Source organism: Maribacter sp. 1_MG-2023 (genome assembly GCF_030547005.1).
Classification (GTDB): Bacteria; Bacteroidota; Bacteroidia; order Flavobacteriales; family Flavobacteriaceae; genus Maribacter.
Map to the genome: position 1 here is coordinate 42,179 of NZ_JAUOPN010000007.1, position 24,492 is coordinate 66,670.

Here is a 24,492-nt window from a genome sequence, read left to right on the forward strand (position 1 = left end):
TTATAATTTAAAATTATAGGTTACGGCGGGTACGATGCCGAATATAGATGTCCTAACTGCTTCATTGACACCAGTGTCATTATTTTGTTTAAAACTTATAGATGCCGCATTTCTTCTATTATAAATATTGTATAAACTAAAGACCCATTCTCCTTTTATTTTCTTATTCACTTTTTCTCTCGGAGTTAATGTTGCAGATAGGTCTAAGCGATTATATGTCGGAAGCCTTTGTGAATTTCTAAGACCATAGTATGGAACGGTTAAGTCTAAAAATCCAAATTGACCTATTGGGTAATTGGTGGGCTGCCCGGTTTGGTATGTGAAGTTACTGCTGACGCTCCATTTTTCATTAACATCATAATTTACGAAAAGAGAAACATCGTGAGTTTTGTCATAAGGTGTGTTGTACCAATTACCAAAGTTTATACCTGATTCTAGGTTACTTTGACCATTGTCTGCGGTAACAATTCTGCCTGGTGTGCGTTGTTCGGATTTTGATAAGGTATATGCTAACCAACCTTGAAATTTACCTTCATTTTTACGTAATAAGAATTCTAAACCATAGGCACGGGCTTCTCCATTTAAAATAACTTGTTCTATGGCGTTGTTGGCAATTAAATTAGCACCATTTATGTAGTCTATTCTGTTTTGAATGTCTTTGTAAAAAGCTTCTGTTTCAAACGAGTAATCACCTTCATTTATATTTTTAAAGTAACCTAACGCGTATTGATCTAGTAACTGTGGTTCGGTAAACGGTCCGCTAGGTGTCCAAACATCTAAAGGAGTAGGGGAGCTAGTGTTAGATAGAAGATGTAGATATTGTGCTAATCTAGTATAACTAGCTTTAATAGAACTAGCTTCGTTTAGAGTATATGATAATGAGAATCTAGGTTCTAAGTTAGTAAAAGTAGATAAAGTTTCACCTCTACCAGGATTGATTACTTCAATAGGATCTGCTCCTTCATAAATCAACAACAAGGGATTGAAATATACAGGATTGTTATCTGCATAAACATTCAATTCATCTTGTCCTAAACGCATAAAATGACTAAACCGTAATCCATAACCAAGACTTAGGTTGTCTGTAATTCGATGTTCTAAATCCACATAAGCTGCAAACTCATTGGCGTATTTTCTAATTAGTTGTTCTTCAATTATTCCAGATTCTGGATTACTAGGTTCGATTTTACCTGGGTTAAATTGATAATAAATATTATTTATACCATAATTTATTTGTAATTTATCTGTAGCATAGTGTTTTAAGTCATACTTAACGTTGAAATTTCTTATTCCAGAATTCCAGTTGAATCCTACAAAATCTAATTTTAATCCATAATAATAATCTGAATAAATTAAAGATAAATTGGAGAAAATTTTATCAGAGAACAAATGGTTCCATCTAAAATTTCCAACGGTATTTCCATAGGTATTCACAAAATTATCGCTAATTCCAAAAACATCCCTACCAAAATATCCGGATAGAAAAATATTATTCCTCTCGTTTATCCTGTAGTTCAATTTCGTATTTAGGTCGTAGAAATATGCAGTATTGTCTATATCAAAAAGAGGAAGAAAAAGATGTGCATAAGAAGCTCTACCTCCAATTAAAAATGCTGCTTTGTCTTTTTTGATGGGGCCTTCTATTAATATTCTACTGGCAACGGCTCCTATGCCTCCGTTCATTTTATACTCTTTACTATTTCCCTCTTTTTGAAAAATATCTAAAACAGATGAAAGTCTACCTCCGTAGCGAGCAGGAATACCACCTTTATATAATTTTACATCTTTAATGGCGTCTGGATTAAATACAGAAAAAAAACCGAATAAGTGTGATGAATTAAAGATAATAGCTTCATCTAAAAGAATAAGGTTTTGATCAGCTGCACCACCACGAACATTAAAACCAGAAGCGCCTTCACCTGCATTTGTAACCCCAGGAAGCAACAGAATAGATTTAATAACATCAGCTTCACCAAGAATTACCGGTATTTTTTTAATGGTACCAACCGATAGTGTATTAATGCTCATTTGTGGTTTTCTAATATCCATCTTTTCCACATTCTCGGTAACGACAACTTCTTCTAATTGTTCAGCTTCTTCTTTAAGTGAATAATCGATACGCCTATTTTCGGTAAGGGTTATTTTTTGTAGAATATCTTCAAAACCTAAATAACTAATTAGAATAGTGTACGTGCCTTCTGGTAATGTAATGGAGTAAAAACCATACTCATTAGTAGTAACACCAGTGCTTAATTCAGGTATCGCAACAGTAACTCCAATAAGTGTTTCGTTACTGCTAGATTCAGCTATAGAGCCACTTAAAGTAAATTTTTGTTGACCCCTTGATGAAAAAGAGAAGCATAGCAGCGATATAAGAATAAATGGTAAATATCTATTCATCAATTTTTTTTGTAAAAATACTTAGAAATAGGGGATACTCCTACAACTAATTAATGGTCAAAAAAAATACCCTCAATTTTCATTGAGGGTATTTCTTAATTCAATTTGTATAATTAAATGGAGTCTAAAATACCATTTAAGGTTGTGCTTGGTCTCATAGCTTTTTCAACTAGAATAGAGTCTGGTTTATAATAACCACCAATATCTTGTTTAGAACCTTGAGCATCGATTAATTCAGTAAGAATCTGAGCTTCATTTTCATTAATTTCAGTACTTACTTTTGAAAATATCGATTTCAATTCAGCATTGTCATCTTGTGATGCTAATGCTTCAGCCCAATATTTAGCTAAGAAGAAGTGACTACCTCTTGTATCAATCTCTTTTACTTTTCTAGAAGGTGACTTATCATTTAGTAGAAATTTCTCAGTTGCGCTATCTAAGCTATCGCCTAGAACTTTAGCTGCTGGATTGGAATTTTTCTCACCGAAAAATTCTAATGAAACCCCTAATGCCAAAAACTCACCTAAAGAATCCCATCTAAGATGACCTTCTTCTATAAATTGCTCTACGTGTTTTGGAGCAGAACCACCAGCACCAGTTTCAAAAAGTCCGCCACCATTCATTAAAGGAACGATCGACAACATTTTTGCACTAGTACCTACTTCTAAAATAGGAAATAAGTCAGTTAGGTAATCACGTAATACGTTACCAGATACAGAAATAGTATCCTTACCAGCTTTCATTCTTTTTAAAGTAAACTCAGTAGCCTTAAGAGGTGACATTATTTGAATGTCTAAACCTTTAGTGTCTTCTTGAGCTAAGTAAGTATTTACTTTTTTCATCAGCTCGGCATCGTGTGCTCTATTTTTATCTAACCAAAATATAGTAGGATCATTAGTAGCCTTAGCTCTTGATACAGCTAATTTTACCCAGTCTTGAATAGGAGCATCTTTTACTTGGCACATACGCCAAATATCACCCTCGCTTACAGGGTGCTCAATCAAAATTTTACCCGTTTCTTGGTCTATAACTTGAACTTTTCCGCTTTTTTTAATTTCAAAAGTTTTATCATGAGATCCGTATTCCTCAGCTTTTTGAGCCATAAGACCAACATTTGGTACCGTACCCATAGTTGTAGGGTCAAAAGCACCGTGTTCTTTACAGAATTCTATAGTAGCTGAGTAAATACCAGCATAGCTGCTATCTGGTATAACGGCTTTTGTATCTTGAGCTTTTCCTTCTTTATTCCACATTTGACCAGAATTTCTAATCATAGCTGGCATAGAAGCGTCAATAATAATATCGCTAGGTACATGAAGGTTGGTAATTCCTTTATCAGAATTTACCATAGCTAAATCAGGTCCGTTCTCAAGTGCTGCATCTAAATCTTTTTTGATAACATCTTTTTCACTCGCAGGAAGCTCTTCAATTTTTTGATATAAACTAGCTAAACCATCATTTGGGCTAATGCCTAATTTATCAAATGTATCAGCGTATTTGTCAAAAACCGATTTTAAGAAAGTTTCAACGACTAGTCCAAAAATAATCGGATCAGAAACTTTCATCATTGTAGCTTTTAAGTGCACAGAAAAAAGAACTCCTTGGTCTTTAGCATCTTTAATTTCTTTTCGTAAGAAATCAAGTAAAGCTGTTTTGCTCATTACAGTGGCGTCAATAATTTCACCCTTTAATAAAGCTAATTTATCTTTTAAGATAGTTTCAGAGTCTTCTGAAACTAATTTTATTTGAACAGCTGTGGCATCGTTCAAGGTTAATGATTTTTCATTAGCTTGAAAATCACCATCACCCATCGTTGCTACATGAGTTTTAGAGCTAGAGCTCCAAGCACCCATACTGTGCGGATTCTGTTTTGCGTAATTCTTTACGGCTCTAGGTGCTCTACGGTCAGAGTTACCTTCACGCAGTACCGGGTTTACTGCGCTACCTTTTATCTTATCGTATTTCGCCTTAATTTCTTTCTCCTCATCATTCTTAGGCTCATCTGGGTAGCTAGGTAACTTATAACCTTTAGACTGTAATTCTTTTATAGCTTCGTTCAATTGAGGAACAGAAGCACTGATGTTAGGTAGTTTGATAATGTTCGCTTCTGGCTGTTTTGCCATATTCCCCAATTCTTCCAAATCGTTGGAAACCTGTTGTTCTTTCGTTAAAAACTCGGGAAAAGTAGCGGCTATTCTGCCAGCTAAAGAGATATCTTTAGTTTCAATTTCAATTCCTGATGATTTTGTGAACGCTTTTACGATCGGTAAAAAAGACGCTGTAGCCAATGCCGGCGCTTCGTCTGTTTTGGTATAAAAAATTTTGGACATTTGCGGTTTGTTTTAATTTAAGCGGAACAAATATACGATTTTCTAAAAGTTTGAAAGCGGGGAGTGGCCTTTATATTTAAGACTAAGAAGGAAGATTTGTTAAATAACAAAAGCCATATCAATGTACGCATACAATGATATGGCTTTTTAGAAAAAGTTTACGGACAGTTTGTTCTAATTTTTCATTAAAACGGCAACCCTTGATTGCACCCGCTTCACTAATTCAACGTTTAAAATGTTTTTCGATTCTCAGGTACGTAACCTAACATCTACACATCATTTCTTTTTTATTGTCTTCATTAAAGATTAAAAACCTAGTATATAGTTTTTTTAAAATTCAATTAATTTTAAGTTTTATGAGCGACAGCAAATAAGCTTAAAATTTACCTCATTTAATTATCATTAAATGAATCGGTCAAACAATAATACGATAGAACGTAAACTTCGTAGTAGCAACAAAATGAATAATTTCTCATTTTCATTTCTTAACCACACCCTAATTTACAAAAAAAAGTAATTCAAATCTTATTTTTATAAACTTTTATTAATCAACACATTATGAACAAGGGTTGTTAACTTTTGTTCATAAAAAAAGCACCGTATCAAAATGAAACGGTGCTTTGTATTATATTGAAAGAGAAATTTATCCTCTTATCTCTTTAATTCTAGCTTTCTTACCAGTTAATTCACGGAAATAGTAAATTCTAGATCTACGTACTTTACCACGTTTGTTAACTTCGATTTTTTGAAGTGCAGGTAAGTTAATTGGGAAGATACGCTCAACACCAACAGTACCTGACATTTTACGGATAGTAAAAGTTTCTGTTGAACCAGAACCTCTACGTTGTATTACAACTCCTTTAAAGAACTGAGTTCTCGTTTTTTCACCTTCCTTAATTTCGTAGTACACAGTAATTGTGTCACCAGAAGAAAATTTTGGAAATTCTTTTTTAGTTACGAACTCGTCTTGTACAAATTTTATTAATGATTCCATTGTATAGTTAATTGGAATTAAATTAAAGCAACATTCACGATTATCGTCAGAGGTTATTCTAACAGGGTGCAAAAATAATATTTAAATTAAAACACACAAGCATTTATATGGTTTTTCTTTAATATTCAAAATTAGGCTACTCAAGTAAGTCCGGTCGTAGTTTTTCTGTGCGCTCGTACGCCTTATCTTCGCGCCATTGTTCAATCTTACCGAAATTGCCGCTTAATAGAATTTCGGGTACATTCATACCTTTGTATTTCGCAGGTCTCGTATATACAGGTGGTGCTAATAATCCATCTTGGAATGTATCTGTTAGTGCAGAAGTTTCATCGTTCAATACTCCTGGTAACAATCTAATAATAGAATCGCAAAGTACTGCAGCGCCTAATTCTCCGCCAGAAAGCACATAGTCGCCAATAGATATTTCTTTGGTAATAAAAGCATCTCTTACACGCTGGTCAACACCTTTGTAATGACCGCAGAGAATAATAATGTTTTCTACCAATGACATTGTATTGGCCATTTTTTGGTTCAAGGTAGTACCATCGGGAGTCATATATATAACCTCGTCATATTCACGTTGCGATTTTAGATCGGTAATACATTTATCTATTGGTTCAATCATGAGGACCATTCCCGCTCCGCCACCAAACTGATAATCATCAACATTTCGGTACTTCGTTTCGGTGTAATCTCTAAGATTGTGAAAGTGTACTTCTACCAATCCTTTCTCTATGGCTCTCTTTAATATAGAAGCTTCAAAGGGGCTGGTAAGTAATTCGGGTAATACAGTAATAATATCTATTCGCATCTTTTGAATTTGCATCATCATTTAACCTGCCAAAAGTAATGAAAAGCGTGGTAATCTTTCACCCATCCTAATTTCTCATATAATTTTTGCGCCGGATTGTCAATGGCGGTTTCTAATGCGAGTCCTTTGAAATTATTCTTCTTGCAAAATTCTTGTGCTTTCAGCAGTAATTGTTCTCCAACAGACGCTCCTCGGTAATTAGCATCAACAAACAAATCATTTAGAACAAGAGACTTTTGTAGGCTGACAGAAGAGAAGGTGTAATACAGCTGTACAAAACCAATAGCCTTGTTGCCTTCATATGCCGCGAATATGATAGATTCTTCTTTTGTAATTCTGTCATTTAAAAATTTGGCGGCAGCATCGGTATCTGATTCCATCTTATAAAATACCCGGTACCCATCAAAAAGAGTAATTATATCGGTAATCTCGGTGGCTGTAATTCTACGTATACTTTTCATATCAAAAAAAAGCTCCGTTAAGGAGCTTTTAATTATTTAGTTTTCTTCTGCTTATTTATCTCATCTTGTAGTTGCCTACTAACTTTTTGCTCGCGCTCTAGAGATCTTCTTCTATGATCTTCATATTCAACTTCTAGTTCAGAAAGGTTTTGTTTTGCTTCTTGCGTCAAAATATTACTATTTCTAAACTTATAGATGAACAAACCAAGGGTTAGGAACAATCCGCCAATAATCGTCCAAAGAACAAAATTATATGTTCCTTTAGAAACAGGTAGGCCTAGAAAAAACATACTATCTTTTTCTTCGGTTACTGCACCTAAATTAGTTGTCGTTTCCTCTAACTTATTATTTAAAGATGTAATAGTTGTTTCGTGTTCTGCAATTGTTGACTTAAGCTCGCCAGTTTTTTTATTCATGGCGGCTATAGAATCTAAAACATTCTTACGAATCTTAAAAAGATTGGTTTCTTTTACCACTTCATATCTAATACCATCAGCTCTATAATTACCTGAGGCCTTAGCAATAAAATCGAATTGATTACTAATAGGACCTTCGTCTAAAGATAGTTTATCGTCCTTTTCTTCAGTGTCTTGCGCAAATTGTGTATTACTAGCTAAAAGCAATGCCAGTAGTAAAAGTATTCTATAGAACTTCATGTAATAGATTCTTAGGTTAATTTGAATAATTTAGAGTTGACTAAAGTACTTTATAATTGTCGAACTATAAAATAAAGCACAAAGCTAAAAAACCTTTATTTAACTACGTAGCATATTAATAAATAGATGTTATAATTTAAAAAAATTAATAATAAGTGAAACGACGAACTTTGGCGATATACTTTGCCAAGCGAATTACCTGATGCGAATAGCCATATTCATTGTCATACCAGATGTAAAGAATAATATTTTTCCCGCTTTCTGATACAATTGTTGCCATACTATCATAAATAGATGGGGCAGAGGTACCTACGATATCAGAGGATACCAGCTCCTTATCTAACGAATATTTTATTTGTTCTACCAAATCACCTTCAAGAGCGTATTTTTTAATCATGCTGTTTACTCCTTCAAGAGAAGTTTTTTGGTTTACATCAAGATTTAAAATAGCCAAAGAACCATTAGGTACAGGAACTCGAATAGCGTTAGATGTCAATTTGCCTTTTAAAGATGGTAAAGCTTTAGTTACAGCTTTTCCTGCTCCTGTCTCAGTAATTACCATGTTTAAAGCAGCTGCACGACCTCTTCGATATTTACCATGCATGTTATCGACCAAATTTTGGTCGTTAGTATATGCGTGTATAGTTTCTAAGTGACCTTTTTCGATTCCTAAAGTTTCTTCAATGGCTTTAAGAATAGGGGTGATGGCATTTGTGGTACATGAGGCAGCTGAAAATATTTCAGTTTCATCAGGACTATATTCTAAATGATTTACGCCGTGTACGATGTTCGCAACTTCTTTACCTGGTGCCGTTAATAGCACTTTTGATGCTCCTTTTGCTTGTAAGTGTCTTTCTAATTGTTCTTTGGTTCTGAATGCACCAGTATTATCAATGACCAAAGCGTTGTTGATGCCATATTCGGTATAGTCGATTTCTTCTGGCATGTTCGCGTAAATAACATGTACCGTAGTGCCGTTTATAATAAGTTTAAGGTTAGCGTAATCTACTTTTACTGTACCGTTAAAAATACCATGAACAGAATCTGTTCTTAATAAACTGGCTCTTTTTTCAAGATTTTCTATGCTTGGCTTGCCTCTTACTACAATAGCTCTTAATCGTAATTGATTTCCTTTGCCGGTTTTAGACATTAATTCTCTGGCAACTAATCTGCCAATACGTCCAAATCCGTATAACACAACATCTTTCGGTTCAATGCTTTTGAAATCTTGTGCAGATTGTAATTTATCAATTACAAAAGATTTTACATTGTTTAAGATGTTTGTGTCAGAATGATATTCATATGTTAATTTACCGATATCTAGTTTAGAAGGTGGTAAAAGCATGTCTGAGATAGCACGTAAAATTTCAACCGAATCAAAAATTGATATTGGTTTTTGTACGAATTCACCAGCATACTCGTGTAAATGAATAATGTCACTTACATTTTTGTCAATAACCTGATTTTTAAAAAGGACAATTTCAATAGATTTATCATACCATAAATCGCTTACGATTTTGATAAATTCAGTCGTAGCTTTTCTACGGTCTGCTTGAAATGCCAGCTCTTTTTCAAATGTGGTCTGTGGAGCCATAATTATTTGATTATTTTTATAATTCGCACAAAACTAGAAAAATTAACCACTTAAAATAAATATTTTTCAAAAAAAAGCCTTCGTTTTTGCGAAGGCTGTATTTTTTACACTTTGTTTTATTGAAAGATTAATCGGTCTCGCTCTCCGTTTGAGCCTACCATAACGATAACTGTTTTTCCATATTTAGAAATACTACTAAAGGCAGTGTAGGCATCGTCAATATTTCCTATCTCATGATCATCTACTTTAATGATTACTTTTTCAGATAAACCATAACCTCTGTATCTTTCAGGTACGCCGGTGATTTTTACTCCCGATGTTGTTTTGTACACCTTCTTGTCATGTTCGGTAAGGTTTCTTACTTCTAAGCCCATTTCAGGTACAACTAAGGCTTGTCTTTCTTTTAAAACTAACGGTAGTGTTAGTAGTTCTTTGTCTCTATCAATAATAAAAGCTAAGGTGTCTCCAGGTCTTTTCGTGGAAAGATATCCAGTTAAATCAGGATATTTATGCACATCTATTTCATCGACTTTTTTAATAATATCACCGACAACAATTCCTGCTTCTTGTGCTGCAGACTCTTCTTCGACCAATTCAATAAAGACTCCGTCAATATTATTGATTCCTTTTTCAATAGCATCTCTCGTGTTTACCGGTGCGGGACTAATCCCCATAAAACCTTTCTGAACATTACCGTATTCTAAAATATCTTGGACTACTTTTTTGGCAATATTACTAGGTACGGCAAAAGAATACCCAACATAAGATCCGGTTTGTGATGTAATAGCGGTATTAATACCTACTAAATCTCCGTTAGTATTAACTAGTGCGCCACCTGAGTTACCAGGGTTTACAGCGGCATCAGTTTGTATGAAAGATTGATTTTTACCAAGATTACGTGCTTTGGCACTTACAATGCCTGCAGTAACTGTCGATGTAAGGTTGAATGGGTTGCCTACAGCTAAGACCCACTCGCCAATTTTAGTATGGTCAGAATCGCCAAAGGCTAAATAAGGCAGCTTTTCATTTGGATCAATCTTTATAAGCGCAATGTCAGAATTTGGATCGGTACCAATAAGCTCTGCATTATACGTTCTGTTATTGTTTAGGGTAACCTGTAATTGAGTAGCTTTATTAATTACATGGTTGTTGGTTACGATATATCCATCTGAAGAAATGATGACTCCCGATCCGGTGCCAACTTGTGGTACGGCAGTTCTACCTGTACCATAAAAAACGTCAAATATAGTTGTGGGTCCTTTGCTAAGGGTAATGTTTTTAACGTGTACTACGGCATTAACTGTATTTTCTGCAGCAGTTGTAAAATCAACTTCATTTATACCTGCACCTCTTGCAGACGTTGGGGTGTAGCTCGCATTTATAACACCACCATTATTTTCTTGACTAATAATGGTGAAATTTTCTTTCTCAAAAAACAGTTTATAAGCACCCAATGTAATTGCACCGGCAAAAACAGATACGAACAAGAGACTTGCTAATCTTTTCATATTCATTAAAGTTTTAACGTATTCTGCACAAAATTACTTGTTTTTATGCTATTCCATAAGCGTTTAACTACTTTTTAACTACCAAACAAAACCTAATTATGTGCTATCTTTGAGTCTTTATTATCTCATGGAAAACACATTTTATAAATATCAAGGAACAGGAAACGATTTTGTGATGATTGACAATCGCAAAGGGCAATTCCCTAAAGGCGATACAGAATTAATCGCTAAAATCTGTCATAGGAGATTCGGAGTGGGTTCTGACGGACTTATTTTGTTAGAGAACGACCAGGCTAACGATTTTAGAATGGTATATTATAATGCCGATGGAAATGAAGGAAGCATGTGTGGCAATGGCGGTAGATGTATTGTAGCTTTTGCTCATTTTCTTGATATTATAAAAAAGGATACAACATTTATAGCTGTAGATGGTTTGCATGAAGCAATGATTGTTGGTGACGCTGTAAGTCTTAAAATGACAGACGTTAGTGAGATAAAAGAGAAATCTAGTGCGCTTTTTATGAATACGGGTTCGCCACACCATGTTCAAATGGTGAAGGAATTAAAGTCTTTTAATGTTGTCAAAGAAGGAGCGCGTATGCGTTATGGTATCTACGGAGAAAAAGGAAGTAATATTAATTTTGTGGAAGCAAATGCTGAAGGCGGATTTGATATTAGAACTTACGAACGTGGTGTTGAAGATGAAACTTTATCATGTGGTACAGGGGTAACGGCAGTTGCTTTAAGTATGTATCATTTAGGGAATACGAAGAATAAAACTATTACGGTAAATGCACTTGGGGGTAATCTTGAAGTAACTTTTGAAGAAAATCAAGGGGTTTATAGTAATATCTATTTAAAAGGTGAAGCAAAACAAGTATTTAAAGGAGAACTAACGTGGTAACATTAAAAGGAGAGCAGATTTATCTAAGGGCTTTAGAACAAAAAGACCTCGATTTTCTGTATGCACTTGAGAATGATACCGATGTATGGGAAGTAAGCGGTACGGTAACGCCGTATTCTAAAGATGTGCTGCAACTTTATTTAGATAGTGCTCATCGAGACATTTATGATGTCAAGCAATTACGTTTGGTTATATGTTCGCAAGAGCACCAAGCTATAGGTTTAATAGATGTTTTTGATTTTGAACCTAATCATAAGCGTGCGGGTATTGGCATTATCATACTTGATGAAAATCAAAGAAATAAAGGGGTAGGGGCGGAAGCAATAACATTGCTGTGCAATTACTTATTTGAAGTTTTAGGTTTAAGGCAGGTTTATGCCAATATTTTAGAGGAAAATGCCCCAAGCTTACATTTGTTTAAAAAGTTGGGTTTTCAAGAAATTGGAATAAAGAAAGATTGGGTACGATTTAAGGATACCTATAAGAATGAAATATTATTGCAAAAGATAAATAGTTAATGAACATTAAGCGTATTTTATTGGGAGTAATACTCTTAGGTATAATTGGAGGTGGAATTTTTGGGTACACATTTTATGGTACTTTTTTTACTCCTAATACTAGTTTTGACAATGAAGAGGCGATCGTTTATATTCCTACCGATGCCACAATAGATGATTTAAAAGAAGGGCTTTCTACTGTGTTAGTAGATTTTGATTCTTTTGAGGCTGCTGCAGATAGAAAAGGGTATTTATCCAATATAAAAGCAGGTAAATATAAGATAGGTAAAGGAATGAATAACAATGAGGTAGTAAACTCATTGCGAAGCGGAAATATACCAGTAAAAGTATCTTTCAACAATCAAGAAAGTATTAATGATCTGGCAGGTAGAATTGCAAGTCAGATCGAAGCTGATAGCGTATCCCTTGTTGCTGCTTTCGATGATCAAGAGTTCTTGAAGGCTAACGGATTTGACGATGCTAATAAAATATCACTGTATATACCAAATAGTTATGAGTTCTTTTGGAACACATCTGCAGCGTCTTTTAGAGGTAAAATGTTGAAAGAATACAATCGTTTCTGGACCGATACCCGTAAAGAGAAAGCTAGTGCACTTGGTTTAAAGCCGAATGAAGTAATTGCCTTGGCGTCAATTGTACATAAAGAAACAGCAAAGGTAGATGAAAGACCTACTGTTGCTGGTGTGTATTTAAATAGATTGAAAAAGGGAATGTTATTACAGGCAGATCCTACTGTTATTTATGCTATAAAGAAAGAGACCGGAAATTTTGATACCGTTATAAAAAGAGTTTTGTATAAAGACTTAGAGATGGATTCTCCTTACAATACTTATAAATATGCTGGTTTGCCACCAGGACCAATTGCAATGCCCGATATTACGGCAATAGATGCTATTTTAAATCCTAAAAAGCATAATTACTACTACTTTGTAGCAAATGTTGAAAAGTTCGGTTATCATATGTTTGCAGAGAATTTAACGCAACACAACCGAAATAAAGCACAGTACATCCGATGGATTAACGCTCAGAAAATCAATAGGTAAGCTTTCATCCGAATTTTAGAACTTCTTAACTAAATCTGTATTCTTTTAACAGAACCTTCTTAAACTCTTATAATTTCAGGTCTACCTTTGCCGCAGAAATTTAAGCAAGCAAATAGTAATCGCTGTAAGTCTTAAGAAATATATGATATGAGAAGATGGATATTAGCAAGTTGTCCTCTTATTGCGATTTTTATTTTATCTGGTTATGGGTTTAAATCTTTTACGGTTGAAGTACCTAAGCAGTTAAAAGTGAAGGAATCTATTTTGGTTTCTTATCCTCAAGAAGAGGCTATATTGGCAAATTATCAAATCGCTCCCCCCTTTCTTGGTAGTCAATTTATAGGCTTTAAAGAAGCGTTAGCTTTTAAAGAATCTCAAGGCAATTATTTTGTCATTAATACTTACGGGTATTTAGGAAAATATCAATTTGGTCTAGGTACGCTAGAGTTAGTAGGTGTTTATGACGGTAATCGGTTTTTGAAAAATCCAGTGTTACAAGAAAAAGTATTTCAAGTTAACACATCTCGAAACAAGTGGATTTTAAGAAGAGATATTAAGCGTTATGTTGGTGTACGAATGAATGGTATTCAGGTAACGGAATCTGGTATTTTAGCAGCAGCACATTTAGCAGGGCCTGGTAACGTAAAACTATATCTAAGGTCTCACGGTCGAATGGAGATTTCAGATGGTTACGGTACTAGTATTTCAAACTATATGAAAAAATTTGCTGGTTTTGATGTCTCTATGATTGAGGCAAAACGAAATCCAAGAATTTAAGATTTTAAGTAGATATGAAAATGGGAAACCTTGGCATTTGTTTGTCAAGGTTTTTTTATGCTTGAATTATGAAAATAGCAGGTCTTTTATGTAGATCTACATTTTCTTTTTTCCAATTTATGGCAGTTTTTGTTTTTATATATTCTGTTGGTAATGTAATATCTGCTGCCACGCAAATTCTTGTACTAGGGGCTAATGTTTTAATAAGCTCTTCTAGCATTTTATTGTTACGGTACGGAGTTTCAATAAAAACCTGCGATTGATTGTCTTCTTTCGATTTACGTTCTAGGCTTTTAATATATTTTTTTCGCTCAGAACCGTCAATGGGTAAGTAGCCATTAAAAGCAAAGTTTTGACCGTTCATGCCACTTGCCATTAATGCCAAAAGAATAGAAGAAGGACCAACTAACGGTACAACTTGAATATTCTTGTCATGGGCTATTTTAACTACAGCGGCACCAGGATCTGCAATGCCTGGGCAACCAGCTTCAGAAAGTATACCAACATCAAAACCTTCTAAACAAGGATTTAGAAAGCTAGGGATTTCAGCTGCTTCTGTAAACTTGTTTAAAGCAAACAGTTTCAAACTAGGTTGAGATTTTCTAGGACTTATTTTTTTTATAAAATGTCGAGCGGTTTTTTCGTTTTCAACGATGTAGTGGTCTAATTTCTCAATTGTTTGCTTAATTGAAATTGGTAAAACCTCTAAAGGTGGCATATCACCTAATGTTGTAGGTATTAAATATACTTTTCCTATTTTTCCGTTTTGTACGCTCATCTATTTGCTTTGTAATCTTGTGGCTATGCTATCACAAGCTTGGTCAATCATTTGAAAAACATGTTCAAATCCGTCTTCGGCATCATAATATGGATCTGGAACCTCTTTATCTGAAGAACTTATTTCATTTAAAATAAGCTTCACTTTTTCTACATCGTCATTATTTCTTGCTAGACCTATGATATTGGTGTAGTTACTTTTGTCCATTGCATAAATGAGGTCAAAAGAATCAAAATCAGAAACGGTAAATTTTCTGCAAACTTGAGCGCTTATATCTAAGCCATGTTCATTTGCTACTTTAATTGATCGTGGGTCTGGAGCGTTACCTATATGATAACCACCTGTACCTGCCGAATCAACATAAATTTTGGTAGCGTCAACTTTGCTTTTTAGAATGCCCTCTGCTAATGGAGATCTGCATATATTACCTAGGCAAACCATCAACACCTTCATGCAACGTAAGTTTTAAGAAAATTTCTTAGTTAAGTCATCTATGTATTTGCGAAACTGCTTATCGGTTTCGGCAAGGTTGTCAACAGTTTTACATGCATGTAAAACTGTAGCATGATCTCTTTTGCCAATTTGTGAACCAATACTTGCTAATGAAGCTTTGGTAAACTTCTTCGCAAAGAACATAGCCAATTGTCTTGCTTGTACAATGTGTCTTTTTCTAGTTTTAGATTGTAAAGTAGCCACATCCATTTCAAAGTAATCAGAAACTACTTTTTGTATGTAGTCAATAGAAACTTCGCGTTTGGTATTCTTTACGAACTTTTCTACAACCTGTTGTGCAAGCTCAATCGTAACTTCTCTTTTGTTCAAGGTAGACTGTGCTATTAAAGAAATAATAGCACCTTCTAGTTCTCTAATATTTGTTTTAATATGTTTAGCAACATATTCTATAATGTCTTCAGGTATTTCAACACCATCTCTATATAACTTGTTCTTTAAGATGGAGATTCTTGTTTCATAATCAGGACTCTGTAGTTCTGCCGATAATCCCCATTTGAAACGAGAAAGTAAACGTTGTTCGATATCCTGCATATCTACAGGTGCTTTATCAGAAGTAAGAATTACTTGCTTACCGTTTTGATGTAAGTGGTTGAAAATATGGAAGAATACATCTTGCGTACCAGATTTACCTGATAAGAATTGTACATCATCAATAATCAATACATCTATTAATTGGTAGAAATGAATAAAATCATTCCTGGTGTTTTTCTTAACAGACTCTATATATTGTTGCGTAAATTTCTCAGCTGAAATATATAAAACGGTACGTTCTGGATATTTATCTTTTATTTCAACACCAATAGCATGAGCTAAGTGTGTTTTTCCAAGACCAACACCACCGAAAACTAATAACGGATTAAAAGATGTGCCACCTGGTTTATTGGCGACCGCCATACCGGCAGATCTGGCTAAACGGTTAGAATCACCTTCTAAAAAGTTGTCAAAATTATAATTAGGGTTTAACTGAGATTCTATCTTTATATTTCTAATACCTGGAATTACAAACGGATTACGTAATTCTGGATTTTTAGATTTAATAGGAACATCCATTTCCTGAGCTGCCATGGCACCTCTGTTTGAACTTGGGATTTTTTCAGTAAAAGGTTCTTTGTTTCCGTAAGTGTTTTCCATTCTAATGATATACACCAACTTTGCAGATTCTCCCAATTCTTTAGTAAGAGCAACTTTCAAAAGTTTAACGTAATGTTCTTCTAACCACTCGTAAAAAAATTTACTAGGTACTTGGATACTTAATGCGTTCTCAGATAGTTTCACTGGTTTAATAGGTTCAAACCAAGTCTTGAATGCCTGCGGTTGGATATTATCCTTAATAAAAGCCAAACAGTTTTTCCATACGGAATTTGCAGTAACACTCATAATATATTTTACACTTTTAATGGTTAGCGTTGAGCTATAGTCGATTATAAAAAATCAATATAGGTTCTCTTTCAACTTGGGCAAATATGTGAACAAATTATTGAAAAAAAAAATCGATTGTCATTGAATTTACCCTTTTTTTTTCTCATGTTCGCTTACTCAACAGGGGAGCTTTTAAATATATACTTTTTACTTTAAATAAATGCGTACAAACGAAATTTCTTTTCGAATTAGATATAATGAAACCGACCAGATGGGGGTTGTCTATCATGGTAACTATGCTCAATACTTAGAATTGGCAAGAGTTGAATGGTTAAGGTCATTAGGTATTTCTTACAAAAGTATGGAGGAAGGTGGTATTATGCTTCCGGTGATAAGTTTGTCAATAAAATATTTAAAGTCAGCTTTGTATGATGATTTAATAACTGTTAAAGTTATTTTGAAGAAAAAGCCTGCTGTTCGAATAGAATTCGACTATGAAATTACCAATGAGGCAGGAGAACTATTGGCAACGGCTAATACAGTTTTGGTTTTTATGGATATGAAACGCAAAAGACCAACTAGATGTCCGCAATTACTTTTAGATAAATTAGAGTATTAGGAACTATTCTATTTTTTTAATCTCTAGTTTGTGATGTGCCTTTAAAAGTTTCATTGTCTCTTTAAAATCACTTTTATTTATAGACAGAATCATTTTACATTTAAGGTGTAAATCTTGAGAGACAATATTAAGTTGGTGTTTTTTTACCAATCGCATTACAATATCCATTTCTGAATACTCAAATGTCACCGATAGTTGTTGTTGTAAAATTCTGGTAACTATTTTAGCATTTTCTAAAGCTAGCTTAGCGGCTTCTTTGTAAGCACTTATTAATCCGCCTACTCCTAATTTTGTGCCACCAAAAACACGTACAACGGCAACTAGGGTATTCGTAACATCAAAAGATTGTAATTGACCATAAATGGGCATGCCGGCAGAATTATTTGGCTCGCCATCATCATTAGCGCGATATGATTTTGTTTCAATACCCATTTGCCAAGCATAGCATACGTGGTTTGCCGTGGGATATTCTTTTTTAAGAGCTTCAATATGTTCTTTAATCGTTTCTTCATCAGAAACTGGAAAACAATAGCTATAAAACTTACTCTTTCGCTCTTTGAACAAAATTGGACCAGATGGTTTGGCGATTGTTTTATAGGTGTCCATTGTAGTGATCGATATATTTTAAATGAAAATCATTAGTTGCTGACCAAAAGCGACTAGAATGATACTAAAGATAGCTAATCCTATTCCAAACCAGTTTTTGATCGTTAGGCGCTCTCTAAAAAGAAAAATACCAAGCAAAGTTGAGAACATAACAATAGCAACATTGTTTATGGTAAAAACCGAAGCACTGTTCCACGTAGGATGTTGTAGCGCTTTTAATAAAAAGTAGATGGAAAAATAATTAGGTATACCTAAGCAAATACCGCCAAGTATATTTTTGAAATTAATTTTAAGTCGTTGCTTCGTAGATTTAAATGCTAAGAAGAATAAACCGAATATACCTGCAGCGGCAAAAACAGTAGCTGAGAATAAGGCATATTCCTCTTCGGGCATATGCGCATCTTGAAAATACTTTATGCTGGTATCAATCGTTCCGGAACCTAGAAAGACCAAAACAGGTAGTGCAAAAGCCCATTTCTCCGTTTTAATCTTCTTTTCTTTTAATGAAGTAAAGTAAACGGCTAATAAGGCTAATATGATTCCTATAATTTCTAATACTCCAAGTGATTCTTTATAGAAGAACACTCCGAATAGTACCGGTATGGTTAACGACATTTTTGTAGCAACCGAAGCAACAGAGACTCCCAGTTTCTGAGATGTAGCGGCCATTAAATTGAATATCAGTATGAAAAGAAGACCTAAGGCGATACTGCCCCAAAACCAACTTTTCTGTGGAATGGCGGTAAGGTCTATGGGTTCATTGTAGTAAATAAGCCCCACTGTACAGGCAACAAAGTAATTGGTAATTATCGCATATATTGTTTGAACCTGATATTTGGCATACAATTTAAAAATAACGAAGATTAGACTTGAAAAAAGAATGCTAAGCGCTAAATACATCATTTAGAGATGGCTTAAAGTTTCAAGAACATCTTCCTTGCCTACTTGAAGATTCCAGCAATGTATACCTAGCTTAGAGGCGGCATCTGTATTTTCTTTAGTGTCATCTAAAAAGAACGTCTCATTTGCATTTAATTCATTCTCTTTTAAGACAAACTCATATATGTCTGCATTAGGTTTGCGCATTTTCATTTCTTGAGATAGGTAGAAAACCTCAAAACAGTTTTTAAACCTGTTGAAACGTTCCATTCCCATAGATTCTTTTACTTTGTCTATATGCAGATCATTGGTGTTGCTTAATAAGAATAATCGGTATTTATTGTCGCTCTTTAATTTTTCAATGAACTCTAATCGTTCTTCGGGGAAATCTAAAATAATGGAATTCCATGCATCTTTAATTTGAACTTTAGAAGCATTGGGAAAAATATCCTGTAGTCGATTAACAAATTCATCAGACTCCATTATACCCATTTCATATTCTTTGAAAATAATATCTAATTCCGGAGTCAATTCGGTAAATCCAAATTTTGTCATTTCTAATAAAGGGGCTTGCTTATCTAGATTAATGAAGATATCTCCAAAATCAAATATGATGTTTTTAATCATTTCGTACTATGGTTAGTTGGTCGGTTAAAATTTGAATTGGTTTCAATGTACGTCCGGATACTTTAGGTGCGGCAATACCTTTATAGAACCTGTTTGCTCCTTTAAAAATTCGAGCTTCATCCCACAGGTTAGCGTCTATAAAACTTTGCAGTGTTTGTGAGCCGCCTTCGATTATGACACTTTGTATTTGTTCCACATACATTAGTGTGCATAATTGTTGTTGTAAGTCAACTTTAAAATCTAAGACTTTATAGGTTATACCGGCTATATCATCTTTGCGATCAGTTATTTCGGTACAGACAATGGTCTTTTGTTTTCCGTTAAGAACGTGATAATCTGTTGTGATCTTTAAACTTCTGTCTAATATAATGCGAGTAGGTGCTTTGCCGGCCCAATCTCTTAAGTTCAATTGCGGATTGTCATCTAGGACCGTATTTGTGCCAACTAAAATACCAGCCTCTTCACTTCGCCATTTATGTACTAATTGTCGCGATTTTGTATTGGTGATCCAATAGGGTTTCTTCTCTTCTCCACGTTTTAAAGGTTCAGGAGCAATAAACCCGTCAGCTGTTTCTGCCCATTTTAAAATTAAGTATGGTCGTCGTTTAGTAAAAAAAGTAAGAAAGCGTTTGTGATGTTCCTCGCATTCTTTTGGTAGAATACCAACTAGTACAATACAACCTGCTTCTTCTAATTTTTTAATTCCTTTACCGGCTACTTTTTCATGTGGATCCTTTAAGCCTATAACAACTTTAGGGATTCCCATTTTTACGATTAAATCTGCACAAGGCGGAGTTTTCCCGTAATGAGAACAAGGTTCTAAGGTTACATAAATGGTAGATGATTTTAAAAGAGAAACATCAGAAACAGAGTTAATTGCATTTACCTCAGCGTGAGAACCACCGTATGCACTAGTAAACCCTTCGCCAATAATTTTATCATTATGCACAATTACAGCTCCTACCATAGGGTTGGGTGCTGTTAAACCTAGTCCGTTCTTTGCTATCTGTAAACAACGAAGCATATAGGTTTCATCGGTAGAAAGCGCGTCTCTATTTAACGGCATTGAATTGTTGGTATCTAGATTATTAATGGACATCAAACTTTAACATTATACGCATATCACGTATCTTCACACTTCAAAAATAGTACTTTAAAACCTATTGCCTTATTCTTATGGAAAAAGTCATTATCCGTGAAATTAGAAAGGGAGATAACCCACAAGTATCCAAAGTTATACGACAGGTATTAGCGGATATGGGTGTTCCAAAAGTGGGAACAGCATATGAAGACCCTTCGTTAGATAACATGTTTGAACACTATGAGAAACCTAAGGCAACTTATTTTGTTGTAGAAGAGAATGGTTCTATTTTGGGGTGTGCAGGTATAGCTCAATTAGATAATTATGAGGGTAATGTAAGTGAGCTTCAGAAAATGTATTTTTTAAAAGAGGCAAGAGGTAAGGGTTTAGGGCATAAAATGATAAGCGTTTGTTTAAATCGTGCCAAAGAATATGGTTTTGATTCTTGTTATTTAGAGACGCTGCCCAATATGGAAGCTGCCCAGAAATTATACAAGAAAATGGGCTTTGAATATATAGAGGGTAGAATGGGAGATACAGGTCATTATTCTTGTCCTGTATTCATGCTTAAAAAATTGTAACTGTGTTATTAAGGGAGATTAAAAATATATTTCATTTAGAATTAGATGCTATTTATGGTAAGGACGAGGTCAATAGTTTCTTTTATTTACTAATTGAGCATTATTTTGATTTAGAACGTTTTGTTTTAGCAATGCAGCCAGAGCTGGTTATTGATAAAGAACAGGAGACTGTTATATTTCAAGCCTTATCTAAATTAAAACTAGAGAAGCCTATTCAGCATATTATTGGTACGGCATATTTTATGGGTCTAGATTTTAAGGTGAATAAACATGTATTGATACCAAGACCTGAAACTGAAGAATTGGTTCGTTGGATATTGGATGATGTAAAAGATGTTAAACAATTATTGACTATTCTGGATATGGGTACAGGTAGTGGCTGTATTCCAATTTCTTTGGATAAGAATTTGACGAATGCAAAAGTATTCGGGTTGGATATTTCTACGGATGCTTTAAAAGTAGCAGATGAAAATAACGCATTGCTGAATGCAGGTGTAAAATTTTTCGAAGCAAATATGTTGTCTTTGGATGCGGAAACCTCAGCAAAAGAATTAAGCCAAAAATTTGATATTATTATTTCTAATCCGCCATATGTGCGAGAATTAGAAAAAGAAGAAATGCAGAATAATGTCATAGAACATGAGCCTAGTTTGGCACTTTTTGTTCCTGATGAAGACCCATTAAAGTTTTATAGCGCAGTAGTTAATTTTGCAGCTGACCATCTAAATGAAGACGGATGTTTGTATTTGGAAATTAATCAGTATTTGGGTGAAGAAACAATGAATTTATTAGAAGAATCTAATTTTAAGACTATAGAGTTGCGGAAAGATATGTTTGGCAATGACCGCATGATAAAAGGAATAAAGAAATGAAAAGTATTGTAGTTTTTTGCGGTAGTAGTGAAGGTGTTGATTCTGCATATGGTTTACAGGCATCAGAATTAGGAGAGACTTTTGCGAAGAAAACTATTCAGTTAGTCTATGGTGGTGCTAAAATAGGCATCATGGGTAAAGTTGCTAAAGGGGTATTAAATAATGGTGGAAAGGTGATAGGAGTAATTCCTGTATTTCTAAAAAAGAAAGAAGTGGTTCATGAGGGATTAACAGAATTAATCGTTACCAAAAATATGCATGAACGTAAATTAAAGATGCATGATCTATCTGACGGAATATTAATGCTACCTGGCGGATTTGGAACATTAGAGGAATTTTTTGAAATGTTGACCTGGTCTCAACTGGGGCTACATCAATATCCGATAGGAATATTAAATACAAACGGATTTTATGATTCCCTTTTAAAGATGATGCATGACATGGTCAAAGAAGGTTTTGTAAAACAAGAACATATAAATACTATTTTGGTAGACGATGATATAAATTCATTACTGGAAAAAATGGAAAATTACATTCCGTTACCAACACCAAAATGGATTAATAAAGAGCAGCTTTAAGGAATATGAAGGCAAAAATAGAAGCACTAAGAACAGCGTTACGAGAGTATAATCATAATTACTATGTATTGGATAGTCCGACCATTTCTGATTATGATTTTGATATGAAATTGAAAGAATTACAGGATTTGGAGGCAAAACATCCAGAATTCCATGATGCAAGTTCACCTTCACTTCGGGTTGGTGGAATGATAACCAAAAATTTTGCTACCGTAGTTCATGAGCACAGAATGTATTCTTTAGATAATTCGTACTCCAAAGAAGATTTAGAAGATTGGGAGAAACGTATTCAGCGTAATCTAGGAGATGTGCCTGTTGCTTTTACCTGTGAGTTAAAGTACGATGGTGCATCTATCAGTATAATCTATGAAAAAGGAAAACTGATAAAGGCAGTTACTCGTGGTGACGGAATTCAGGGAGACGATGTTACCAATAATATTAAGACGATAAAATCTGTTCCGCTGCAACTAAAGGGAGATTACCCTGAGAAGTTTGATATACGTGGAGAAATCGTTTTGCCTTTTGACGGATTCATGAAAATGAACGAAGAGCGCGTAGCAAATGGCGAAGATCCATACATGAACCCTAGAAATACAGCATCAGGTAGTTTAAAGCTTCAAGATAGTAGTGCTGTTGCGGAAAGACCGTTAGAGTGTTTGCTATATAGTATAGTGGGTAGAAACTTGAATATAGATTCTCAGTTTCACATGTTAGAGAAAGCCCGGGAATGGGGTTTTAAAGTGCCAACCGTTGCAAAGCTTTGCAAAACCACAGATGAAGTTATGGCATTTGTTGATGAATGGGATGTAAAGCGTCATGAATTACCTTATGAGACAGATGGGGTTGTTATAAAAGTAAATAGTCTTCAGAATCAAGATGAATTAGGTTATACTGCTAAAGCTCCAAGATGGGCAATGGCATATAAGTTTAAGGCGGAACAAGTATCTACTACCCTCAATGAAATTACATATCAAGTAGGGCGTACAGGGGCAATTACACCTGTAGCGAATTTAGAACCTGTTTTATTGGCAGGTACAACGGTCAAAAGAGCCTCATTGCATAATGCAGATCAAATAGCAAAATTAGATATTCGTGTTGGCGATACCGTATTTGTAGAAAAGGGAGGGGAAATTATTCCAAAAATTATAGCGGTAGATTTAACCAAAAGACCTGCAGATTCTAAGCCTACTGAGTATATACATCAATGTCCCGAATGCGGAACAGAACTTACTCGTTCAGAAGGTGATGCCAAACATTACTGCCCGAACGAATATGGTTGTCCGCCACAGATAACAGGTCGTATTCAGCATTTTATTTCAAGAAAGGCGATGGATATTGAAGGCTTAGGTGGTGAGACGGTTGAATTGCTATTTAAAGAAGGTTTAATAGACGATTTTGCCGATTTGTATAAACTCACCAAAGATGATGTATTGCCTCTGGAGCGAATGGCTGAGAAGTCCGCCGAGAATCTGGTAAAAGGGGTATCTGAATCGGTGCAAGTACCTTTTGAGCGTGTACTATTTGCTTTAGGTATTCGTTTTGTCGGGGAGACGGTAGCAAAGAAATTGGTAAAAGCATATAAGAATATAGATGCTTTAAAAGAAGCTGCCCTAGAGCACTTAACATCTGTAGATGAAATAGGAGAGCGTATTGCGCAGAGTGTCATTGACTTTTTTGCGAACGAAAAGAATATCGATGCTATTGAAAGATTACGTAGTTACGGCGTACAATTAGCCATATCTGCCGAGAAGTTAGAAAACCAGACAGATATGTTAGCGGGTAAAACCTTTGTAGTATCGGGTGTGTTTGAGATTTTAAGCAGAGATGAGCTTAAGAAGAAAATAGAAGATAATGGGGGTAAGGTAGGCTCTTCAATATCATCAAAGACTAGTTTTTTGGTTGCAGGCGATAAAATGGGACCAAGCAAACGTACAAAAGCAGAGATTCTTGAGATTCCGATTATAAGTGAGCAGGATTTTATAAATATGATAGCATAAAAAACT

General features: G+C 34.7%; 24 protein-coding genes. 9 read left to right on the forward strand and 15 right to left on the reverse strand.

The window, feature by feature from the left end; all coding sequences use genetic code 11:
• The 8 genes from Q4500_RS09625 to Q4500_RS09660 all read right to left on the reverse strand — a co-directional run bounded on the left by Q4500_RS09625 (nt 1) and on the right by Q4500_RS09660 (nt 10,754).
• Entirely contained in the window at nt 1-2,400 is a 2,400-nt protein-coding gene (locus Q4500_RS09625; RefSeq protein ID WP_303599468.1) for a TonB-dependent receptor, read from the reverse strand.
• A 113-nt stretch (nt 2,401-2,513) separates the two neighbouring features.
• Nucleotides 2,514-4,730: an NADP-dependent isocitrate dehydrogenase gene (locus Q4500_RS09630; protein WP_303599469.1), complete on the reverse strand. Its 2,217-nt coding sequence runs from the start codon at nt 4,728-4,730 to the stop codon at nt 2,514-2,516.
• A 643-nt stretch (nt 4,731-5,373) separates the two neighbouring features.
• Nucleotides 5,374-5,724: a 50S ribosomal protein L19 gene (rplS, locus tag Q4500_RS09635; protein ID WP_027067287.1), complete on the reverse strand. Its 351-nt coding sequence runs from the start codon at nt 5,722-5,724 to the stop codon at nt 5,374-5,376.
• A gap of 136 nt (nt 5,725-5,860) precedes the next feature.
• Nucleotides 5,861-6,535, reverse strand: coding sequence for a tRNA (guanosine(37)-N1)-methyltransferase TrmD (trmD, locus tag Q4500_RS09640; protein WP_303599470.1), 675 nt, complete (start codon nt 6,533-6,535; stop codon nt 5,861-5,863).
• Nucleotides 6,536-6,552: 17 nt separating this feature from the next.
• Nucleotides 6,553-6,996 carry a GNAT family N-acetyltransferase gene (locus Q4500_RS09645; protein ID WP_303599471.1) on the reverse strand — a complete coding sequence of 148 codons (444 nt, stop codon included), beginning with the start codon at nt 6,994-6,996 and terminating at the stop codon, nt 6,553-6,555.
• A gap of 32 nt (nt 6,997-7,028) precedes the next feature.
• Entirely contained in the window at nt 7,029-7,652 is a 624-nt protein-coding gene (locus Q4500_RS09650; protein ID WP_303599472.1) for a tRNA (guanine-N1)-methyltransferase, read from the reverse strand.
• Between the two features lie 145 nt (nt 7,653-7,797).
• Nucleotides 7,798-9,246, reverse strand: coding sequence for a glyceraldehyde-3-phosphate dehydrogenase (locus Q4500_RS09655; protein ID WP_303599473.1), 1,449 nt, complete (start codon nt 9,244-9,246; stop codon nt 7,798-7,800).
• Nucleotides 9,247-9,362: 116 nt separating this feature from the next.
• A complete protein-coding gene (locus Q4500_RS09660) occupies nt 9,363-10,754 on the reverse strand; it encodes a S1C family serine protease (protein ID WP_303599474.1) in 1,392 nt (463 codons plus the stop codon).
• 127 nt (nt 10,755-10,881) lie between these two features.
• Here Q4500_RS09660 and dapF point away from each other — a divergent pair, with 127 nt between their 5' ends.
• The 4 genes from dapF (at nt 10,882) to Q4500_RS09680 (ending at nt 13,996) form a co-directional block, all read left to right on the forward strand.
• Nucleotides 10,882-11,658 (forward strand): diaminopimelate epimerase, encoded by a 777-nt coding sequence (gene dapF / locus Q4500_RS09665; RefSeq protein WP_303599475.1) that lies wholly within the window; start codon nt 10,882-10,884, stop codon nt 11,656-11,658.
• On the forward strand, nt 11,652-12,176 hold the full coding sequence (locus Q4500_RS09670; RefSeq protein WP_303599476.1) for a GNAT family N-acetyltransferase: 525 nt from the start codon (nt 11,652-11,654) through the stop codon (nt 12,174-12,176). Before dapF ends, Q4500_RS09670 begins: the two co-directional genes overlap by 7 nt.
• Entirely contained in the window at nt 12,176-13,219 is a 1,044-nt protein-coding gene (gene mltG, locus Q4500_RS09675) for an endolytic transglycosylase MltG (protein WP_303599477.1), read from the forward strand. Before Q4500_RS09670 ends, mltG begins: the two co-directional genes overlap by 1 nt.
• Before the next feature lie 147 nt (nt 13,220-13,366).
• Nucleotides 13,367-13,996 carry a hypothetical protein gene (locus tag Q4500_RS09680; RefSeq protein ID WP_303599478.1) on the forward strand — a complete coding sequence of 210 codons (630 nt, stop codon included), beginning with the start codon at nt 13,367-13,369 and terminating at the stop codon, nt 13,994-13,996.
• A gap of 55 nt (nt 13,997-14,051) precedes the next feature.
• Here the strand turns inward: Q4500_RS09680 and Q4500_RS09685 are convergent, their stop codons facing one another.
• Genes Q4500_RS09685 through dnaA form a run of 3 tightly spaced genes read right to left on the reverse strand, consistent with a single transcriptional unit; the run spans nt 14,052 to nt 16,664 of the window.
• Nucleotides 14,052-14,774: an SAM-dependent methyltransferase gene (locus tag Q4500_RS09685; RefSeq protein WP_303599479.1), complete on the reverse strand. Its 723-nt coding sequence runs from the start codon at nt 14,772-14,774 to the stop codon at nt 14,052-14,054.
• Entirely contained in the window at nt 14,775-15,227 is a 453-nt protein-coding gene (locus tag Q4500_RS09690) for a low molecular weight protein-tyrosine-phosphatase (protein ID WP_303599480.1), read from the reverse strand.
• 12 nt (nt 15,228-15,239) lie between these two features.
• Nucleotides 15,240-16,664, reverse strand: coding sequence for a chromosomal replication initiator protein DnaA (dnaA, locus tag Q4500_RS09695; protein WP_073244787.1), 1,425 nt, complete (start codon nt 16,662-16,664; stop codon nt 15,240-15,242).
• Between the two features lie 202 nt (nt 16,665-16,866).
• Between dnaA and Q4500_RS09700 the strand changes: the two genes are divergently transcribed.
• Nucleotides 16,867-17,265: a thioesterase family protein gene (locus Q4500_RS09700; protein ID WP_303599481.1), complete on the forward strand. Its 399-nt coding sequence runs from the start codon at nt 16,867-16,869 to the stop codon at nt 17,263-17,265.
• Nucleotides 17,266-17,268: 3 nt separating this feature from the next.
• Here the strand turns inward: Q4500_RS09700 and Q4500_RS09705 are convergent, their stop codons facing one another.
• The 4 genes from Q4500_RS09705 to ribD are packed head-to-tail and all read right to left on the reverse strand — an operon-like array spanning nt 17,269 to nt 20,476.
• Nucleotides 17,269-17,871: a YigZ family protein gene (locus Q4500_RS09705; RefSeq protein WP_303599482.1), complete on the reverse strand. Its 603-nt coding sequence runs from the start codon at nt 17,869-17,871 to the stop codon at nt 17,269-17,271.
• 18 nt (nt 17,872-17,889) lie between these two features.
• Nucleotides 17,890-18,774 carry an EamA family transporter gene (locus Q4500_RS09710; protein ID WP_303599483.1) on the reverse strand — a complete coding sequence of 295 codons (885 nt, stop codon included), beginning with the start codon at nt 18,772-18,774 and terminating at the stop codon, nt 17,890-17,892.
• On the reverse strand, nt 18,775-19,377 hold the full coding sequence (locus Q4500_RS09715; protein WP_303599484.1) for an HAD-IA family hydrolase: 603 nt from the start codon (nt 19,375-19,377) through the stop codon (nt 18,775-18,777).
• Nucleotides 19,370-20,476, reverse strand: coding sequence for a bifunctional diaminohydroxyphosphoribosylaminopyrimidine deaminase/5-amino-6-(5-phosphoribosylamino)uracil reductase RibD (gene ribD / locus Q4500_RS09720; protein ID WP_303599485.1), 1,107 nt, complete (start codon nt 20,474-20,476; stop codon nt 19,370-19,372). Before ribD ends, Q4500_RS09715 begins: the two co-directional genes overlap by 8 nt.
• A 77-nt stretch (nt 20,477-20,553) precedes the next feature.
• Between ribD and Q4500_RS09725 the strand changes: the two genes are divergently transcribed.
• The 4 genes from Q4500_RS09725 to ligA are packed head-to-tail and all read left to right on the forward strand — an operon-like array spanning nt 20,554 to nt 24,486.
• Nucleotides 20,554-21,039, forward strand: a complete 486-nt coding sequence (locus Q4500_RS09725; RefSeq protein WP_303599486.1) for a GNAT family N-acetyltransferase — start codon at nt 20,554-20,556, stop codon at nt 21,037-21,039.
• 2 nt (nt 21,040-21,041) lie between these two features.
• On the forward strand, nt 21,042-21,911 hold the full coding sequence (gene prmC, locus Q4500_RS09730; RefSeq protein WP_303599487.1) for a peptide chain release factor N(5)-glutamine methyltransferase: 870 nt from the start codon (nt 21,042-21,044) through the stop codon (nt 21,909-21,911).
• Nucleotides 21,908-22,489, forward strand: coding sequence for a TIGR00730 family Rossman fold protein (locus tag Q4500_RS09735; protein WP_303599488.1), 582 nt, complete (start codon nt 21,908-21,910; stop codon nt 22,487-22,489). Before prmC ends, Q4500_RS09735 begins: the two co-directional genes overlap by 4 nt.
• Nucleotides 22,490-22,494: 5 nt before the next feature.
• Nucleotides 22,495-24,486, forward strand: a complete 1,992-nt coding sequence (ligA, locus tag Q4500_RS09740) for an NAD-dependent DNA ligase LigA (RefSeq protein WP_303599489.1) — start codon at nt 22,495-22,497, stop codon at nt 24,484-24,486.
• Nucleotides 24,487-24,492 lie beyond the last annotated feature (6 nt).

Coding starts and splice junctions, on each gene's coding strand:
- Q4500_RS09625 (WP_303599468.1), bottom strand. CDS start 2,400: ATGAATAGATATTTACCATTTATTCTTATATCGCTGCTATGCTTCTCT.
- Q4500_RS09630 (WP_303599469.1), bottom strand. CDS start 4,730: ATGTCCAAAATTTTTTATACCAAAACAGACGAAGCGCCGGCATTGGCT.
- rplS (WP_027067287.1), bottom strand. CDS start 5,724: ATGGAATCATTAATAAAATTTGTACAAGACGAGTTCGTAACTAAAAAA.
- trmD (WP_303599470.1), bottom strand. CDS start 6,535: ATGCGAATAGATATTATTACTGTATTACCCGAATTACTTACCAGCCCC.
- Q4500_RS09645 (WP_303599471.1), bottom strand. CDS start 6,996: ATGAAAAGTATACGTAGAATTACAGCCACCGAGATTACCGATATAATT.
- Q4500_RS09650 (WP_303599472.1), bottom strand. CDS start 7,652: ATGAAGTTCTATAGAATACTTTTACTACTGGCATTGCTTTTAGCTAGT.
- Q4500_RS09655 (WP_303599473.1), bottom strand. CDS start 9,246: ATGGCTCCACAGACCACATTTGAAAAAGAGCTGGCATTTCAAGCAGAC.
- Q4500_RS09660 (WP_303599474.1), bottom strand. CDS start 10,754: ATGAAAAGATTAGCAAGTCTCTTGTTCGTATCTGTTTTTGCCGGTGCA.
- dapF (WP_303599475.1), top strand. CDS start 10,882: ATGGAAAACACATTTTATAAATATCAAGGAACAGGAAACGATTTTGTG.
- mltG (WP_303599477.1), top strand. CDS start 12,176: ATGAACATTAAGCGTATTTTATTGGGAGTAATACTCTTAGGTATAATT.
- Q4500_RS09680 (WP_303599478.1), top strand. CDS start 13,367: ATGAGAAGATGGATATTAGCAAGTTGTCCTCTTATTGCGATTTTTATT.
- Q4500_RS09685 (WP_303599479.1), bottom strand. CDS start 14,774: ATGAGCGTACAAAACGGAAAAATAGGAAAAGTATATTTAATACCTACA.
- Q4500_RS09690 (WP_303599480.1), bottom strand. CDS start 15,227: ATGAAGGTGTTGATGGTTTGCCTAGGTAATATATGCAGATCTCCATTA.
- dnaA (WP_073244787.1), bottom strand. CDS start 16,664: ATGAGTGTTACTGCAAATTCCGTATGGAAAAACTGTTTGGCTTTTATT.
- Q4500_RS09700 (WP_303599481.1), top strand. CDS start 16,867: ATGCGTACAAACGAAATTTCTTTTCGAATTAGATATAATGAAACCGAC.
- Q4500_RS09705 (WP_303599482.1), bottom strand. CDS start 17,871: ATGGACACCTATAAAACAATCGCCAAACCATCTGGTCCAATTTTGTTC.
- Q4500_RS09710 (WP_303599483.1), bottom strand. CDS start 18,774: ATGATGTATTTAGCGCTTAGCATTCTTTTTTCAAGTCTAATCTTCGTT.
- Q4500_RS09715 (WP_303599484.1), bottom strand. CDS start 19,377: ATGATTAAAAACATCATATTTGATTTTGGAGATATCTTCATTAATCTA.
- ribD (WP_303599485.1), bottom strand. CDS start 20,476: ATGTCCATTAATAATCTAGATACCAACAATTCAATGCCGTTAAATAGA.
- Q4500_RS09725 (WP_303599486.1), top strand. CDS start 20,554: ATGGAAAAAGTCATTATCCGTGAAATTAGAAAGGGAGATAACCCACAA.
- Q4500_RS09735 (WP_303599488.1), top strand. CDS start 21,908: ATGAAAAGTATTGTAGTTTTTTGCGGTAGTAGTGAAGGTGTTGATTCT.
- ligA (WP_303599489.1), top strand. CDS start 22,495: ATGAAGGCAAAAATAGAAGCACTAAGAACAGCGTTACGAGAGTATAAT.